The following is a 15,301-nucleotide window of genomic DNA, read 5'->3' as shown; positions in this document are numbered from 1 at the left end:
GCGCGGGCTACAAGACGGCCCGGTCAGGCCGGTTTGTTGTTGCGGTGCTTAGCTGTGGTGCTTAGACTCCGGCCGGAACCTTGGAAGCCGCGGCATCGGTGACGTCCTGGGATTCGAACGGCATGTCGTCCAGGTCGATCAACGGGTTCTCGTCCTGAGTTGCAACCAGTTCCTTGGCCTCCGCCTGGGTGTCCACGCTGGGCATGGAGCCGGGCAGCGGACGCTGGGCTGATTCCTTCAGAAAGTAGATAGCCACAGCCCCGATGGCTGAGGTCCCCATGAGGTAGTAGGCCGGCATCATGTCATCGCCGGTCGCCGTGATCAGCGCGGCAACGATGAACGGGGTGGTGCCTCCGAAGATGGCAACGGCGAAGTTGTAGGCGATACCCATGGCGCTGTACCTGTTGGCTGTCGGGAACTGTGCGGGCAATGCCGAGGCGAGGTTCGCAACATAGAACGTCACGGGGAACGCGATCAGCGAAAGGCCTGCCAGCGTGGACCAGACGCCACCGATGCCGATCAGCAAGAACGCCGGGGTTGCCAGAACCACGGTGCTGATGGCGCCGATCCACAGGACCGGCCGGCGGCCGATGCGGTCGGACAGCTTGCCCGTCAGGGGAATGCAGAGACTCATGATGACCAGCACGGGGATGGTCAGCAGCGTTCCGTGGACGGGATCGTAGCCCTTGGACTCAGTGAGGTACGTCGGCATATAGGACGTCAAGGCGTAGCCGGCGGTGTTGGCAGCGGCGACAAGGACCATCGCGACGATGAGCGAGCGCCAATAGGCCTTGACGATTCCGACCGGACTCTTGGCGGCGTCCACGTCAGCTGCTGCGGCGGCCTGCCCGATGGATTCCTGGGCATCGAGCGTGGCCTGGAACTGAGGGGATTCCTCGATCTTGTTCCGGAAGTAGATGGCGATGAGGCCCAGCGGGCCGGCAACGAGGAAGGGTATGCGCCAGCCCCATTCCTCCATGGCTGTCTGGCCAAGGGTCAGCTGCAGGACAGAAACCAGCGCCGCACCCAGGGCAAAGCCGAGGTAGCTGCCCATGTCCAGGAAGCTTGCAAAGAATCCACGGCGCTTATCCGGGGCGTATTCGCTCACGAACGTGGTGGCGCCTGCGTATTCACCGCCGGTGGAGAAGCCCTGTACAAGCTTCAGGATTACCAGCAGCGCAGCGGCCCAGATGCCGATCTGGGCGTAGCCGGGCAACAGCCCGACGGCGAACGTACTGGCAGCCATAATCATCAGTGTTGCGGCGAGTACTTTTTGCCGCCCGATCTTGTCGCCGAGCCAGCCGAACACAACACCGCCGAGTGGACGGGCAATGAAGGTGGCAGCGAACGTTCCAAGCAGGAACAGCGTCTGGACGGACTTGTCGGCCTCGGGGAGGAAGACAGGTCCCATGGTGGTGATCAGGTAGCCGAATACACCGACGTCGAACCACTCCATGGTGTTACCCACGATGGTTCCGCCGAGCGCTTTTTTCAGCATGGGCTGGTTTACAACATTCACGTCGGACTCTTTGAGTCGGCGACGCGCAAGGATCTTCGGTTTACGCGCACTTGGTAGTGCGCTATTTGGTACTGCATCGTTGGGTCGGCTGGCGTTGTTCACGCCTGCTGAAGAGTCGGTCGTGCTTCGGTCTGTGGGCATTTGGGCGACTCCTATGGAGGTCATTTGCTTGCGACTTGTAGCTGCCCCGCTCTGGGCAGGCTTCCAATTTTACGCGGATTCTATGGCAAATGAGAGTTTTATACCGTAAAGTGCCTTCCTTAGAGAGGGTTTCCACCGGTTTTCAGGGATTTCTTTTGGCTGCTCTCGTCCCGTCATTACTGGGATTCGGGCGGTTCGGGCCCATCGTTACGGAATCTTTTTGTTCACGACCCCTTTTTTGCGCCATTTTTCCCCTGATTCGCGCGGAAAAGTGACAGCCGCCACGGCCGTTCGGGCACCAGTTCCGGCCGCCACTCGGCCCCATGTACAGGCCGGAAACCGGGGGTTCACAACCGAGCCTGAAACTGCCTATTGTTGATTCATGGGAACACTGATTTTTGAGTAGGCGGACGCCTGCGGCCTGGTACCACCGGCCCCGTCCATGCTGATCTCGTCAGACACACTGATTCTCCTCAGAAAGGTTCCACCAAATGACTGAAAACACTCCCAGCCAGCCCGAATCCGCGCAGGACGATGCCGAAGCCAAGGGCATCCGGGCCGGGCTGACCGAAGCGCAGCGGGCCATGCTGGCCAGCAAATCCAGGGGCGGCGACGCCGGGCTGCAGAGCGTCGGCAAGAACCACAAGCCCACCCATGTCAGCGGCAAGCAGGGCCCGGCAGAGAAGAAGGTCCGCTGGTAAATCCAGCGGCAGGACAGCACGCCAGACCTACCATTGGTAAACACTTCATTTCATTGCGGAAGGAAGAAAAAATGGCTGAAAAACATGCTGGAGCAAGGATCGAACCGGAGGTCGCGGACCATCTCGCGGCAGCCATGGACACCCCGTCCATGCCGGACCCGGCCACCCTTGCGGTGACTGCGGCGATGGCCGGCGAACACCACTGGCCGGACGGCAACGGCAAGCACCGGCACCCCAAGGAGCAGGGTTCAGACCATGGCCGGGCGGGCCATGAGGCTGCAGTCACGGCCGTGCACCGTACCGGCCGCCCGCAGATGCCGCACTCGTCCTAGGAACATCCGACCTGGCGACGCGCATCTGACCTGACGACACACAAAAGGCCTGGCGACACCTGAATTCGGGTGTCGCCAGGCCTTTTGCGTGTCCCAGGAAAATTTGCGCGTCGCCAACGCAGCGTCATTAGCCCTCCGGCACCACTTCGTCGGCGTTTTTGTCCAGCCGCCAGCCCCGCCACACTGGATGCCTGAGCTTGCCGCTGCCGGTCCATGCCCCGAAGGTCACCTCACCGACCAGCCTTGGCGTCACCCAGTGGGCGTCCGAGGCATCCTCGCGGGGAACGTCGTCGAACGGTGACGTCTTGCGCGCCAGATCGTCCACTATCTGGCGGAGTTCGTGCAGTTCGCGCATGCTGAACCCGCTGCCCACCCGGCCCACATACCGCAGCTTGTTGCCGTCAGGGATGCCCACCAGCAGCGAACCCACCGAACTCTGCCGCCCGCCCTTGCCCGGCCGCCAGCCGCCCACCACCACTTCCTGGGTCTGCTCCAGCTTGATCTTGATCCACGTCCGGGTCCGCTGCCCGCTGACGTAGCGGCTGTCGGTCCGCTTGGCCATCACGCCCTCAAGGCCGAGCTCCTGCGCGCTCTCCAGGATGTGTTCGATCCTCTCGTACAGGACCGTGGACAGCTCCACGGGACACTCCGACGGGTGATGGAACTCCTCCAGCCGCAGCCGCCGCTTCGCGAAAGGCAGCCGGCGAAGGTCCCCGCCGCCGTCGGACAGCAGGTCAAAAAGCATCAGCCGGACAGGGATTGCTGCGCGGGCCTTGGCGACGTCGGCCGGCCGGGTCAGTTTCATGCGTCCCTGGAGCAGCCCGAAATCGGGTCTGCCGGAAGGCCCGACGGCGATAATCTCACCGTCGGCGACGAACGGGCCCGCCGGCCAGCAGGTCCGGTCCGTCAGCTCGGGGTAGGTTGCGCTGACGTCAATTCCGTTGCGGCTGAAGACACGGACCCTCTCTTCGTCCGCGACCAACAGGGCACGCACGCCGTCCCACTTCAGCTCGAACTGCCAGTCGCTGCCGTGAAGGTCGGCGGCGGTCCCGGACGTTGCCATCATGGGACCGAAATCCTCGGCACGCAGTGGGGAAGGCGCGGCCGCGGCCGGGGAAACGTCCGCGGCAGGCTCAGCCCCGGAAGCGTCCGCCGCCGAATTCTCCGGCGCGTCCGCCGCGGAATCCGCCGCCGGCTCATCATCCGCCGCGTCCTCCGCCGGTTCATCCTCCGCCGGAGCCCGCCGCGGATGGAAAGTGTGGTGGTCCTTGTCCATCAGGTGGATGAGCCATTGCCCTTCGGCGTCCCTGCCCTGCCCCCTACCGGTGTGGATGAGGGCGAACTTCTTGGTGCCGCCCAGGCCGCCGCCCTCGGTGCCGGTCAGCGTGGCGATGACCTCCCGGCCGTTGATCCATTTCTCCAGTTCATACGTGCCGTGGTCCCAGATAGTGACTTCGCCGGCGCCGTACTGGCCTCTGGGAATGGTGCCTTCAAACGTGGCGTAGTCCAAAGGGTGGTCCTCGGTCTGGACCGCCAGGTGGTTCTTCCCGCCGGATTCCGGGACGCCCTTCGGCAGGGCCCACGACACCAGCACACCCTCGTGCTCCAGCCGGAAGTCGAAGTGGAGCCTGCTCGCGTGGTGCTCCTGGATCACGAAAGTATCCCCATTTCCGGAGGCGCCGGAGAACGGCTCAGGCGTCGCGTCAGGGTCCCGCATCGACCGGTACCGCTCCAGTCGGGCGTGCGCGCCGCCGTCGTCCGTCTTCGCACTGGGGTTCCCGGCGTCCCCAGCGTGCCCGGCACCGCTGCCGACGGCGGCGAACGGGTCCTTGCCCGCCTTGACCCGGCGCAGCACGGCTTTGTAGTCGAGGTGCTCGAGCTTGGGAGACCCGATCTCCTGCCAGGTCCGCGGGGCGGCCACCGTGGGCGTGAGGCGGCCGCGCAGGGAGTACGGCACGATCGTGGTCTTTGCGGCGCTGTTCTGGCTCCAGTCCACCAGCACCTTGCCTGTGCGCAGCGTCTTTTTCATGTCGCTCACGGCGAGATCCGGGTGGTCCGCTTCCAGCGCGCGGGCCAGTTCGTGCGCAAAGTCCGAGATCTGGTCGGAGGTCTGCGTTCCGTCAAGGCCCGCGTAGAGGTGGATGCCCTTGCTGCCGCTGGTCACCGGCACAGGTTCCAGGCCCACGTCCTGCAGGATGGCGCGTGCCAGCCTGGCAACCTCGGCGCATTCCTCCAGTCCGGCACCGGCGCCGGGATCGAGGTCCAGCACCAGGCGGTCCGGGTTCAGCTGCTTGCCGTGGGAGTCCACCTGCCACTGGGGGACATGGATTTCCAGCGAATTGATCTGGCCGAACCAGGTGAGCGTGGCGGGATCGTTCACCATCGGGTAGTAGATGGTCCGGTCCTTGTGCGTGATGGCGGCGCGGGGGAGCCAGCCGGGCGCTGAATCCTCCAGGTTCTTCTGGAAAAACACCTCGCCGGGCTGCCCGGCGGTGCCCACCCCGTTGACCCACCGCTTGCGGGTGGCGGGCCGGTTGGCCGCGGCGGGAATCAGGACATGGGCCACGGCGGCGTAATAGGCCAGGACATCGGCCTTGGTGGTGCCGGTCTCCGGGTAGATGATTTTGTCCAGGTTGGTGAGGGTCAGTTCCCGCCCCGCGACCCTGACGCGCTCTTTAGGGCCGGCCATGGGTCTTCACCTCCGGCCCCGCGTGATGTTCACTTGAGGGATGAGAGCCATCTGGAAAGGTGCCATCGCGTTCGGGCTGGTCAACGTGCCCGTGAAGGTCTACAGCGCCACCGAGGACCACGACATCAGCCTCCACCAGGTCCACAATGCCGACGGCGGCCGGATCCGGTACCAGCGCCGCTGCGAGGTGTGCAGCAAGATCATCGACTATTCGGACATCGACAAGGCGTTTGAGGACGAGGGCCGGACGGTGGTCCTGTCCAAGGACGAGCTCAAATCCATCCCGGCCGAGAACAGCCACGAGATCGAGGTGGTCCAGTTTGTTCCGTCGGAGCAGCTGGAACCGATGATGTTCGAGAAGAGCTATTACCTGGAGCCGGATTCCAAGTCGCCCAAGGCCTATGTCCTGCTGCGCCGGGCGCTCGAGGATACGGACCGTGTGGCCATCGTCCAGTTCGCCCTGCGCGAGAAGACACGGCTGGGGGCGCTGCGCATCAAGGACGAGGTGCTGGTGCTGCAGTCCCTGCTGTGGCCCGACGAGGTCCGGGAGGCCAGCTTCCCTGCGCTGGACACGTCCATCCGGATTTCCGCCCAGGAACGCGAAATGTCCGCGGCACTCGTGGAGTCCATGGCAGCCGATTTCGAACCCGAGCACTTCACCGATGACTACCAGGTGCAGCTCCGGAAGCTCATCGAGGCCAAGCTGGAGAAGGGCGATTCGCTCGATACCGACGAAACGTTCGGCGCGGAAGCGGGTGAGGGCGGCAACGGCGAAGTCATCGACCTGATGGAGGCGCTGAAGCGCAGCCTGGAGCGGAAGCGCGGCGGCGGGAAGCCTGCCGCCTCTGAGGATGCGGACGACGAGGACGCGGACGACGCCGGCACAGGAGAGAGTGCCGACACTTCCGGCGGGAAGGCTCCCGCCAAAGCCGGTGCCAAGTCTGCGGGGACAAGGACGACGAGTGCCAAGACGGCTGCGGCGAAGTCCTCCGAAACCAAAACCGCCGCCGCGAAGCCTGCGGCGAAGGCCACCACCACGCGGGCGCGAAAGGGTGCTTGAGGCGGTCCGCGAAAAAGCGGACCGGGAATGCGTAGGCCGCGTACACGCTGCGTTGGTGGGGATGGCAGCCGCCTAGGAGTTCCGCAGGGCGGAGATAAGCTCGCTCTTCTTTTTGGCTGAGTAGCCGGTGAGGCCTATTTCCTTGGCTTTGGCCTTGAGTTGCGGGACGGTCCAGTCGTCGTAGTCGCCGGATTTCCCGCCCTTGCGGCCCACCGCGGAGCGGCCTTTCTTGGCGGCCGCGTTCGAGATACGGGCGGCTTTCTGCTTGGACGCGCCGTCCTCGCGCAGTTCCTCGTAGAGTTCAGGATCTTTCAGGCTCGGGTTCTTTTTGCCGGGCATGTCGTCCTCCTTCACCGGGACCGGGAAATCCTGGACGCCGTAGCGCCGTAATGGCTGGTCAAGCTTCCACGCTAATTCCGGGGTCGGGGAAACACAAGGAAACCCTAAGTTTGCTTGCTTCTGTGCCGAGCCCCTAGCCCCAGACGCTTTACAGCCCGCCCCGCTGCGGCAACAATGGGTCGCATTGCAGCCCTGTGCAACAGCGTGCTGTCACTCGAAGCCTGTCAAGGAAAAAGCCTGTCAAAGGAGAGGGGCGCCACCATGAATGACAAAGCGGACGTAGACGAGGCAGACCGGGCATTGAAGCAAAAGCACCGGGCCATGTGGGCCTCGGGGGACTACCCGGCACTGGCTAGTGAGCTGGTGCAGGATCTCGGGGCCATTCTGGTTGATGCCTGCGGAATCAAGCCGAAACAGCACGTTTTGGACGTGGCTGCCGGCGCCGGCAACGCGGCCATCCCTGCGGCCATGATGGGTGCCCATGTGGTGGCCAGCGACCTCACCCCGGAGTTGTTCGACGCCGGGCGCCGGCAAGCTGCCGATCGCGGCGTTGGGCTTGAATGGGTGGAAGCCGACGCCGAGGCGCTGCCATTCGAGGACGACGCATTCGACGTGGTGACGTCCTGCCTGGGTGTGATGTTTGCGCCGCACCACCAAGCCGGTGCGGACGAAATCGTCCGGGTGTGCAAGCCCGGCGGCACCATCGGCCTGCTCAGCTGGACGCCCGAAGGCTTCATTGGAAGGATGTTTGCCACCATGAAGCCGTTCGCGCCGCCGCCTCCGCCCGGAGCCCAGCCGCCCCCGCTGTGGGGCAGCGAAGACCACGTGCGGGAACTCTTCGGCGACAGGATCACCGATATCCAGGCGAAAAAGCGCACGTTGGCCATCCGCAGTTTCCACCAGCCGGAGGACTTCCTAAGGTACTTCAAGTCCCACTACGGTCCCACCATTTCGGTCTACAAGTTCATCGGCGACGACCAGGACAAGGCACAGGCCCTGGACAAAGCCCTCACCGAACTGGCCGATTCGTTTGGCGAGGCCCACGGTGATGCCGTATGGCAAATGGAGTGGGAATATCTGCTGTTGACCGCCAAGGAGGCCCGGTAGTGCCCGGGAACCTTGTGGCCACATCCACCATCACTATTGGTGCTCCGGCGGACCGTGTCTGGAAGGTCATCACCGATCCGGCCGCCGTGAAGGAATTTATGTTCGGCGCGGACCTGGAAACGGACTGGACGGAGGGTAGCCCCATCGCGTGGCGTGGCGAGTGGGAAGGCAAACCCTACGAAGATAAGGGCAAGATCCTCGAGGTAGATCCCGGCCGCAAGCTGGTCCACACGCACTTCAGTCCGCTGGGCGGCGAAGAGGACAAGCCGGGAAACTACCACACGCTCACCTGGACCCTCGAGGACCAGGACGGTGCAACAACGCTCACGCTCTCACAGGACAACAACGCCAACGAAGACGCGGCGGAGCACTCCAAGGGCATGTGGGACATGCTCGTGGCGGACGTCAAGAAGATCGCGGAACGCCCCTAAGCAGCCCAAGTGAGTAGCAGTAAGTGTCGTTATAAGCGTCCATAACGACACTTACCGCGACCTAGTTGGGCCGGGCCTTAAGAACCAGCGGCCGCCGTCGTACCTTCCCCAAGAGAGGGGACAGGCGCGACGGCGGCCGCTGGCGTCAAGGTGTTTACTCGGCGTCGTGATCCGTTTCCAGGATCTGGACCAGGCGCTCCAGGGCGTCATCCGCGCCGGTACCTTCGGCGCGGAGCACCACAACGTCGCCGTGGGCGGCACCCAGGCTCATGAGGGACAGGATGCTCGCGGCGTCCATTGCCTCATCGACCGGCTCGCCCTGGCGGACGATGGTGATGTCCAGGTCGAACTCGCCGGCGGCCTCCGCAAAGATGGCGGCGGGGCGGGCGTGCAGGCCCACTCGGCTGGCGACGGTTGCGGTGCGTTCTGTCATTTTTGCTCCTTTGTCTTTCGGCGCCGGTTGCTTCAGCGCCGTGAATCGTTGTTGGTAAGGCGGGGTCAGACCGTTACGGGAATGGACTCCACGGTAGCAGCGGGCTTGGCGGCTGCCCAGCGCTTGAGGGCAATGACAGCCAGCGCGCTGACCACGGTTCCGGCCAGGATGGCGACGACGAACATCACCAGGTTGCCGATGGCGAAGAACACGAAGATACCGCCGTGGGGTGCCTGCGAGGTGACGCCGGTGGCCATGCAGAGAGCGCCGGTGAGGGCGCCGCCCACCATGCTGGCGGGGATGACGCGCAGCGGATCGGCCGCGGCGAACGGGATGGCGCCTTCGGAGATGAAGGATGCACCCAGCAGCCAGGCTGCCTTGCCGTTTTCGCGCTCAGCCAGGCTGAAGAGCTTCTTGTCCAGCGTGGTGGCCAGAGCCATGGCGAGCGGCGGAACCATGCCGGCAGCCATAACGGTCGCCATGATTTGCCACGGTGCCTGGTTGGTGGCGCTGCCGGCGCTCAGGCCGGCAACAGCAAACGCGTACGCAACCTTGTTGACCGGGCCCCCGAGGTCGAAGCACATCATGAGGCCGAGGATGATTCCGAGGACGACGGCGGACGCACCGGTCATGCCCGACAGCCAGGAGTTCAGCGCGGTGGTGAGGCCGGCGATGGGACCGCCGAGGACCAGGAACATCAGTCCGGAGGCAAAGATGGAAGCCAGCAGCGGGATGATCACCACGGGCATCAGGCCGCGGAGCCAGCGCGGTACCTGCCAGGTCCCGATCAGGTGCGCCATGTAGCCCGCCAGCAGACCGCCGACGATACCGCCGAGGAAGCCCGCACCCATAAAGCCTGCGACCGCGCCGGCAACAAAGCCGGGTGCGATGCCGGGACGGTCGGCGATCGCGTAGGCGATGTAACCGGCCAGTGCGGGAACCAGGAAGCCCATGGACAGGGCGCCGATCTTGAACATGACCGCGCCGAGGTAGATGGCCAGGCCGCCTTCGGGCAGGTTGCCGAAGTTGTTCTCCACCACCACCTTGTCAGCGACTGCGGTGATGTCGTAGCCGCCCAGCAGGAAGCCCAGTGCGATCAGCAGACCGCCACCGGCGACGAACGGGATCATGTAGCTGACGCCTGTGAGGAGGGCCTTCTTCAGCTTCTGGCCGATGTGCTCGCCCTTTTCCATGGCCGCGTTTTCAGCCTGCTCCTCGGCACCGAAGTGCGGCACGCGGCGTGCATGCGGATCCGTGGCTGCCGTGAGTGCTTCCTTGACCATCTTGGCGGGCTCGTCGATGCCGCGCTTGACGGGGGCGTTGATGACGGGCTTGCCGGCGAAGCGCTCCTTGCCGCGGACGTCCACGTCCACCGCGAAGATCACGGCTTCGGCGGCGGCAATGACGGCAGGGTCAAGCGGCTTCGCGCCGGAGGAACCCTGGGTCTCCACCTGCAGGTCCACGCCCATTTCCTGGGCTGCGGCTACCAGTGAGTCGGCGGCCATGTACGTGTGGGCGATGCCGGTGGGGCAGGCGGTCACGGCCACCAGGCGCCTGGGGCCCGCGGTGGTTGAGCCTGTCGAAACCGAGCCTGTCGAAACGGCAGCAGCCGCCGCCTCAGCAGCCGCGTGGGATGCCGGCTTGTCCGCCAGAGCGCCGTCCACCAGTTCCACAATCTCCTCGCGTGAAGACGCGGCACGTAGGGCGGCCGTGAAGTCCTTTTTGATCAGGGACCGGGCCAGCTTGGACAGCAGCTTCAGGTGCTCCTGGTCCGCGCCCTCGGGGGCTGCGATGAAGAAGACCAGGTCCGCCGGGCCGTCCTTGGCGCCGAAGTCCACCTTGGGGTTGAGCCGGGCCATGGCCAGCGTGGGTTCGCTGACCGCAGCAGAGCGGCAGTGCGGGATGGCAATGCCGCCGGGGATGCCGGTGGCAGTTTTCTGTTCGCGGGCGAAGGCGTCGGCGAAGAGACCTTCAACTTCTGACGCGCGGCCGGTGGCAGCTACTTTGCTGGCCAGGTGCCGGATCACGTCCTCGGGCGAGGTGCCAAGGTTCTGGTCGAGCTCGACCAGTTCGGTGGTGATGAGCTGAGTCACTGTCAATCCTTTCGAAGGGCCGTGATGGTTACGGCATCCGGGGTGGTTTGGTGGACTGCCGGGACGGTGGAACCCGGCAGGGAAGCGGCGGCGGCACCGTGTGCCACCGCCTGACGGAGGCAATCGGCCGGGGCGGCGCCCTGGCCGTGGGCGAGCAGATAGCCAGCCAGCGATGAATCGCCCGCGCCGACAGTACTGACCGCGGCGACCGGCGGATGCGTGGCCAGCCACGCGCCGTCGGCCGTTACCAGGACAGCTCCCTTGGATCCGAGAGTTGCCAGCACAGCACCCACACCGGAACGTACGACGGCGGCGGCGGCCGCTGCGGCGGCCTCCGGATCCGCTTCAAGTTCGTCGGCGGTGGACGCCGTGGCGAAGCCGGCTGCAGCAGCCAGTTCCGCCAGTTCCTCGGCGTTGGGTTTGAGGAGGTCCGGTTTCCCGGACACACCGTCCTGTGAAGTGCCATGCTGTGCCGTGCCGTCCGGCGAGGGGCCGGAGACGGCGGCGACGAGCGGGCCGCCGGAGGAGTCGACGGCGATCAGCGGGGCGCCGCCGTCGGCTGCCGCCCGCAACCGCCGCGTGACGGTGGCGTAGAAGTCGGCCGGGAATCCGGGAGGCAGGGAACCGGCCAGGACCACCCAGCTGGCGCCGCGGGCGCGTTCCAGCAGCAGGCCGATCAGGGCTTCCTGCTGGTCCTCGCTCAGTACGGGTCCGGGCTCGTTGATCTTGGTGGTCACGCCGCCCGGTTCCGTGAGTGCCACGTTGGTACGCAGCGGCTCGTCGATGGGAAGGGCCGCGAACGGCACGCCATCGTGGAGCAGCCCGGCGAGGACGGGATCATTGTCGGCGCCCGGGAGCACTGCGATCGTCTCCAGGCCGGAGGCAACCAGGGCGCGCGAGACGTTGACGCCCTTGCCGCCGGACTCCTGGCTGACCGAGACGGCGCGCTGGACCTCGCCGCGTTCCAGGGGGCCGGGCAGGGCCACCGTGCGGTCAAGGCTGGGGTTGGCCGTGAGGGTGACGATCACGCGATCACCACGTCAACGCCGGCCTCGCTCAGGGCTGCCGCCAGTTCGGGGCTGGGCTCGCTGTCTGTAATCAAGGTGTCCAGATCTTTCAGAGAGGCGAACTGGACCAGGGTTTCTGCGTCCAGCTTGGAGGAATCGGCCAGCACCACGATGCGGTGTGCCGAATGGACGAAGGCTGCCTTGACGGCGGCTTCTTCAGGATCGGGCGTGCTGAGGCCAAAGGTGGGGTGGATGCCGTTGGTGCCGATGAAGGCGATGTCCGGGCGCATCCGCTGCGCGGCCTCCACTGTTGACTGCCCCACGGCGGCCTGGGTGAGGCCGCGCACCCGGCCGCCCAGGATCTGGAGGGCGATTCCGGGAGCGCTGGACAGTTTGGCTGCAATGGGAACGGCGTGGGTGATGACCACCAGTTCGGCTCCAGTTCCGCCGGCGGAAGGTTCGACGGCGGCGCGGCGGGAGAGGAGGTCGGCCAACGCTTCGGTGGTGGAACCGGCGTCGAGCAGGATGCTGCCGGACGTGGCCTGGGGGATCAGGGCCAGGGCCGCCTGCGCGATGCGCATCTTCTGGTCCGGGCGCTGGATGGTCCGTTCGATGATGCTTTCCTCGGTGGTGCTGAAGCGGTCGGCCGCAACTGCTCCGCCGTGGACCCGCCGCACGGTGCCGGTGGTTTCGAGGGTGGCGAGGTCGCGGCGGACGGTTTCGGTGGTGATGCGGAAGCGCTCCGCCAGCATGGTCACGCTGACCCGGCCGGTGCCGGCGACTAGCTCGGCAATCTTCTGCTGGCGCTCCTCGGCGAACACGTACCCTCCATTGCGTAAAGTGCTGAATCCCAGCGGCTGTGAAGTCCAGTGACTGGCATCACATGATGTTGAATTACTTGACTTTATCTGCGTCTATGTTGGTTTGTCAATGAAAGCCACAAAAACACAGAAGCCGGGCCGGGTCTCCGCGCGGAAATGGAAAAGCCGGGCCGGACCTTTGTGGTCCGGCCCGGCGTCCGGGTGGTTTTGGAGCCTAGATACCGCCGTCGCGGCTTTCGTTGCGGGTGATGCGCTCGCCGGTGTTGGGATCAACCACCGAACGGGTTTCGCTGACCCGGCGGCTGCGGCCCGGTGAGGCCAGGATGAGGGAGGCGATCAGCCCGATCACACCAACGGCCATCAGGATGTAGCCCACCATGACCTGGTCTATGAAGGGGATCAGTCCCGGGGCGACGGCCCAGGCCAGGATGGCGCCGAGTGCAATAAGGAAGATGGAGGAACCGATTCTCATGACTTGCTCCTTGTTGTTCGAGTACATGTGGTGCCGAACTTGATAAGCATGCTGTCGTACGCTCACGCTACAGCCCGTCGGGGCGCGATTCAATGTTGAGGCCACCGGGACGCGCCAACGTCTTGGCTGTTCAGGGGTCTGCCGCTCGTTAGGCTGATCCGATGGAGACAGTAGTTTGGTCCAAGCCGGAGGCTGAACGGGACGGCACGCCGCTGCTTGTCCTGATGCATGGCTATGGCACCGATGAGTCGCGGATGGTGCGGCTGTTCGAATATCTGCCGGCCGAGTTCACTTGTGTCGCGCTGCGGGCCCCCGTGGTGATCGGCGACCACTACGGCTGGTTCCTGCTGGACTACTTCCTGGCCAACGATTTCGCGGATGTCATCGCTGCCACCAATACCGTCCAGGCGTGGATTAACTCTGTCAGGGGCCAGCACGTCAGCGTGAGTCTGTTGGGTTACTCGCAGGGAATGGCCATGGCCAGCACGCTGCTCCGGCTCCATCCCGCGGATTACAAGGCCACGGTTGGGCTTTCCGGTTTTGTGCTGGAGAACGAGCTGCTGTCCCTGACCGAATCCTTCACAGCCCCGCCGCCCTTCTTCTGGGGGCGGGACAAGGCGGACCTGGTGATCAATGAGGACGCCACGGCATACACCGGACAATGGCTGAACGAAAACACCCGGCTGACCGCCAGGACGTATCCGGGCATGGGCCACGCCATGAGCAAGACGGAGATGGTGGACGTCAGCGCCTTCCTACGCCACTACGTGCTCGGCTGAACTGCGTAATCGGTTCAAGCGCGTGATCGGTTGAACCCTGTGCCCGGCCGGGTGTGCGCCCCGTATCGCAATATGAGAAAAAACAGTTGCGCGCGAAATTTGTAAGCGCTTACACTCGTCGGTGGCCCACTCTTTGCGGGCCGTTGAAACCGTCGGAAAGGGCAGCCGGACAGATGCCATGTGCCAGGCCTCCATCCAGGCCTCCTGCCCGCCCTGCGCCGCGGTGCCTGCTCCGCCAAGTTGTCATGCCGTGCCGAGGCGCTCATGATGGAAGAAGACGTTAACAGCAGCCCATCGGCCCGCCGTGGTTTTACCGTGGCCCTAGCCGCTCCTGCTGACCCGCGGCATCGTGGCCGCCCTCTCCGTGTTTGGACCCCTCCTTGCTGCCCGCCGCTTTTCTGCCAGCTCTTCCACGTTCCGCCTGCTTGCACAGCCTCACTTACATAGCCCCTTGCTTACCTCCCTGTGACAACCCGCCCGTGACATCCTGCCTGTTGCCCGCCGTCTGAAAGGACACCGCGCATGACTGACGTTCTGAAAACCCAAAGCACTAGCTGGACCACTGCCTCCGCCATCCTGTTCGACCTCGACGGCGTGCTGACCCCCACGGCCACTGTGCACGAACAGGCGTGGAAGGAACTCTTTGAGGGCTTCCTGGCGTCCCGTCCGGATGTGCCCGGCTACCGCGAGGACGACTACTTCGATCACATCGACGGCAAGCCCAGGTTCGACGGCGTCCGGGACTTCCTGGCGTCCCGCGGCATCGTGCTGCCAGAAGGCGCGCCAAGTGACGGCACTGCCGGTCAAGATTCCACCGAGGACGCCGGGCAGGACGCCACTCAGCAGGACCTTACCCAGCAGGACGCCGCCAACGCCACCGTCCAGGGACTGGGCAACCGGAAGAACAAGGTTTTCAACGACATCGTCAGCGCCGGCGTCGTGCCGTTTGAAGGCTCGGTGCGCTTCCTGGAAGCCGCCGTGGACCGCGGACTCAAGGTCGCCGTCGTCTCCTCATCCCGGAACGCCCCGGCTGTCTTGAAGGCCGCCGGCCTGAACACGCACTTCGAAATAGTGGTTGACGGTGTGGTGGCTGCGGACGAGGGCCTGCCCGGCAAACCGAGTCCTGCCACCTACCAGTACGCCGCGGAACTGCTGGGCCTGCCCAGCGAAGATTGCGTGGTGGTTGAGGACGCCGTCTCGGGCGTCCAGGCCGGACACGCGGGACAGTTCCACTCGGTGATCGGCGTGGACCGCGGCGCCGGCCGGCAGACCCTGCTCGACGCCGGAGCCACGAGCGTGGTCAACGACCTCGACGAACTGCTCTAACAGCCATCGCCGCCTGACGCTCCCCGGCCTCAGACACGAAGCACTTCCCCG

Annotated in this window: 15 protein-coding genes; 7 read left to right on the top strand and 8 right to left on the bottom strand. The window is 65.0% G+C overall.

All coding sequences use genetic code 11. The features are described from left to right. Positions 1–61 precede the first annotated feature (61 nt). Positions 62–1,660 (bottom strand): MFS transporter, encoded by a 1,599-nt coding sequence (locus ACVWY0_RS07890; RefSeq protein ID WP_485836191.1) that lies wholly within the window; start codon positions 1,658–1,660, stop codon positions 62–64. 491 nt (positions 1,661–2,151) lie between these two features. On the opposite strand from ACVWY0_RS07890, the gene ACVWY0_RS07885 reads away from it, so the two are divergent. Beyond that, positions 2,152–2,361, top strand: coding sequence for a hypothetical protein (locus ACVWY0_RS07885; RefSeq protein WP_252600642.1), 210 nt, complete (start codon positions 2,152–2,154; stop codon positions 2,359–2,361). Between the two features lie 71 nt (positions 2,362–2,432). Continuing rightward, entirely contained in the window at positions 2,433–2,693 is a 261-nt protein-coding gene (locus tag ACVWY0_RS07880) for a hypothetical protein (protein WP_252600640.1), read from the top strand. 127 nt (positions 2,694–2,820) lie between these two features. Here ACVWY0_RS07880 and ACVWY0_RS07875 read toward each other — a convergent pair whose 3' ends face one another. Then, positions 2,821–5,382, bottom strand: coding sequence for an ATP-dependent DNA ligase (locus ACVWY0_RS07875; RefSeq protein WP_485836190.1), 2,562 nt, complete (start codon positions 5,380–5,382; stop codon positions 2,821–2,823). Positions 5,383–5,422: 40 nt separating this feature from the next. Between ACVWY0_RS07875 and ku the strand changes: the two genes are divergently transcribed. Next, positions 5,423–6,442, top strand: coding sequence for a non-homologous end joining protein Ku (gene ku, locus ACVWY0_RS07870; RefSeq protein ID WP_485836189.1), 1,020 nt, complete (start codon positions 5,423–5,425; stop codon positions 6,440–6,442). A gap of 72 nt (positions 6,443–6,514) precedes the next feature. Here ku and ACVWY0_RS07865 read toward each other — a convergent pair whose 3' ends face one another. Further along, positions 6,515–6,781: a DUF7218 family protein gene (locus ACVWY0_RS07865; protein WP_056348983.1), complete on the bottom strand. Its 267-nt coding sequence runs from the start codon at positions 6,779–6,781 to the stop codon at positions 6,515–6,517. Between the two features lie 261 nt (positions 6,782–7,042). Here ACVWY0_RS07865 and ACVWY0_RS07860 point away from each other — a divergent pair, with 261 nt between their 5' ends. Continuing rightward, positions 7,043–7,888, top strand: coding sequence for a class I SAM-dependent methyltransferase (locus ACVWY0_RS07860; protein ID WP_485836188.1), 846 nt, complete (start codon positions 7,043–7,045; stop codon positions 7,886–7,888). Next, a complete protein-coding gene (locus tag ACVWY0_RS07855; RefSeq protein ID WP_485836187.1) occupies positions 7,888–8,319 on the top strand; it encodes an SRPBCC domain-containing protein in 432 nt (143 codons plus the stop codon). The genes ACVWY0_RS07860 and ACVWY0_RS07855 overlap by 1 nt, the downstream gene beginning before the upstream one ends. Before the next feature lie 154 nt (positions 8,320–8,473). Here ACVWY0_RS07855 and ACVWY0_RS07850 read toward each other — a convergent pair whose 3' ends face one another. The 5 genes from ACVWY0_RS07850 to ACVWY0_RS07830 all read right to left on the bottom strand — a co-directional run bounded on the left by ACVWY0_RS07850 (position 8,474) and on the right by ACVWY0_RS07830 (position 13,145). Continuing rightward, positions 8,474–8,752 carry an HPr family phosphocarrier protein gene (locus tag ACVWY0_RS07850; RefSeq protein ID WP_485836186.1) on the bottom strand — a complete coding sequence of 93 codons (279 nt, stop codon included), beginning with the start codon at positions 8,750–8,752 and terminating at the stop codon, positions 8,474–8,476. A 65-nt stretch (positions 8,753–8,817) separates the two neighbouring features. Further along, a complete protein-coding gene (locus ACVWY0_RS07845) occupies positions 8,818–10,845 on the bottom strand; it encodes a PTS fructose transporter subunit IIABC (protein WP_485836185.1) in 2,028 nt (675 codons plus the stop codon). A 2-nt stretch (positions 10,846–10,847) separates the two neighbouring features. Continuing rightward, the gene (locus tag ACVWY0_RS07840) at positions 10,848–11,873 is read right to left on the bottom strand and encodes a 1-phosphofructokinase family hexose kinase (RefSeq protein ID WP_485836184.1); all 1,026 of its coding nucleotides are present in this window, start codon (positions 11,871–11,873) and stop codon (positions 10,848–10,850) included. Continuing rightward, positions 11,870–12,673 (bottom strand): DeoR/GlpR family DNA-binding transcription regulator, encoded by an 804-nt coding sequence (locus tag ACVWY0_RS07835; protein ID WP_485836183.1) that lies wholly within the window; start codon positions 12,671–12,673, stop codon positions 11,870–11,872. Before ACVWY0_RS07835 ends, ACVWY0_RS07840 begins: the two co-directional genes overlap by 4 nt. 214 nt (positions 12,674–12,887) lie before the next feature. Further along, complete coding sequence (locus tag ACVWY0_RS07830; protein ID WP_056348963.1) at positions 12,888–13,145, bottom strand: DUF6458 family protein; 258 nt, start codon at positions 13,143–13,145, stop codon at positions 12,888–12,890. Between the two features lie 161 nt (positions 13,146–13,306). On the opposite strand from ACVWY0_RS07830, the gene ACVWY0_RS07825 reads away from it, so the two are divergent. Both ACVWY0_RS07825 and ACVWY0_RS07820 read left to right on the top strand, forming a co-directional pair. After that, positions 13,307–13,924, top strand: a complete 618-nt coding sequence (locus ACVWY0_RS07825) for an alpha/beta hydrolase (RefSeq protein ID WP_485836182.1) — start codon at positions 13,307–13,309, stop codon at positions 13,922–13,924. A 522-nt stretch (positions 13,925–14,446) separates the two neighbouring features. Continuing rightward, complete coding sequence (locus ACVWY0_RS07820; RefSeq protein ID WP_485836181.1) at positions 14,447–15,250, top strand: HAD family hydrolase; 804 nt, start codon at positions 14,447–14,449, stop codon at positions 15,248–15,250. Positions 15,251–15,301 lie beyond the last annotated feature (51 nt).

This window comes from Arthrobacter sp. UYNi723, from assembly GCF_054057635.1.
The sequence above is the reverse complement of the archived record's forward strand: the minus strand, read 5'-3'. Positions and strand labels throughout refer to the sequence as shown.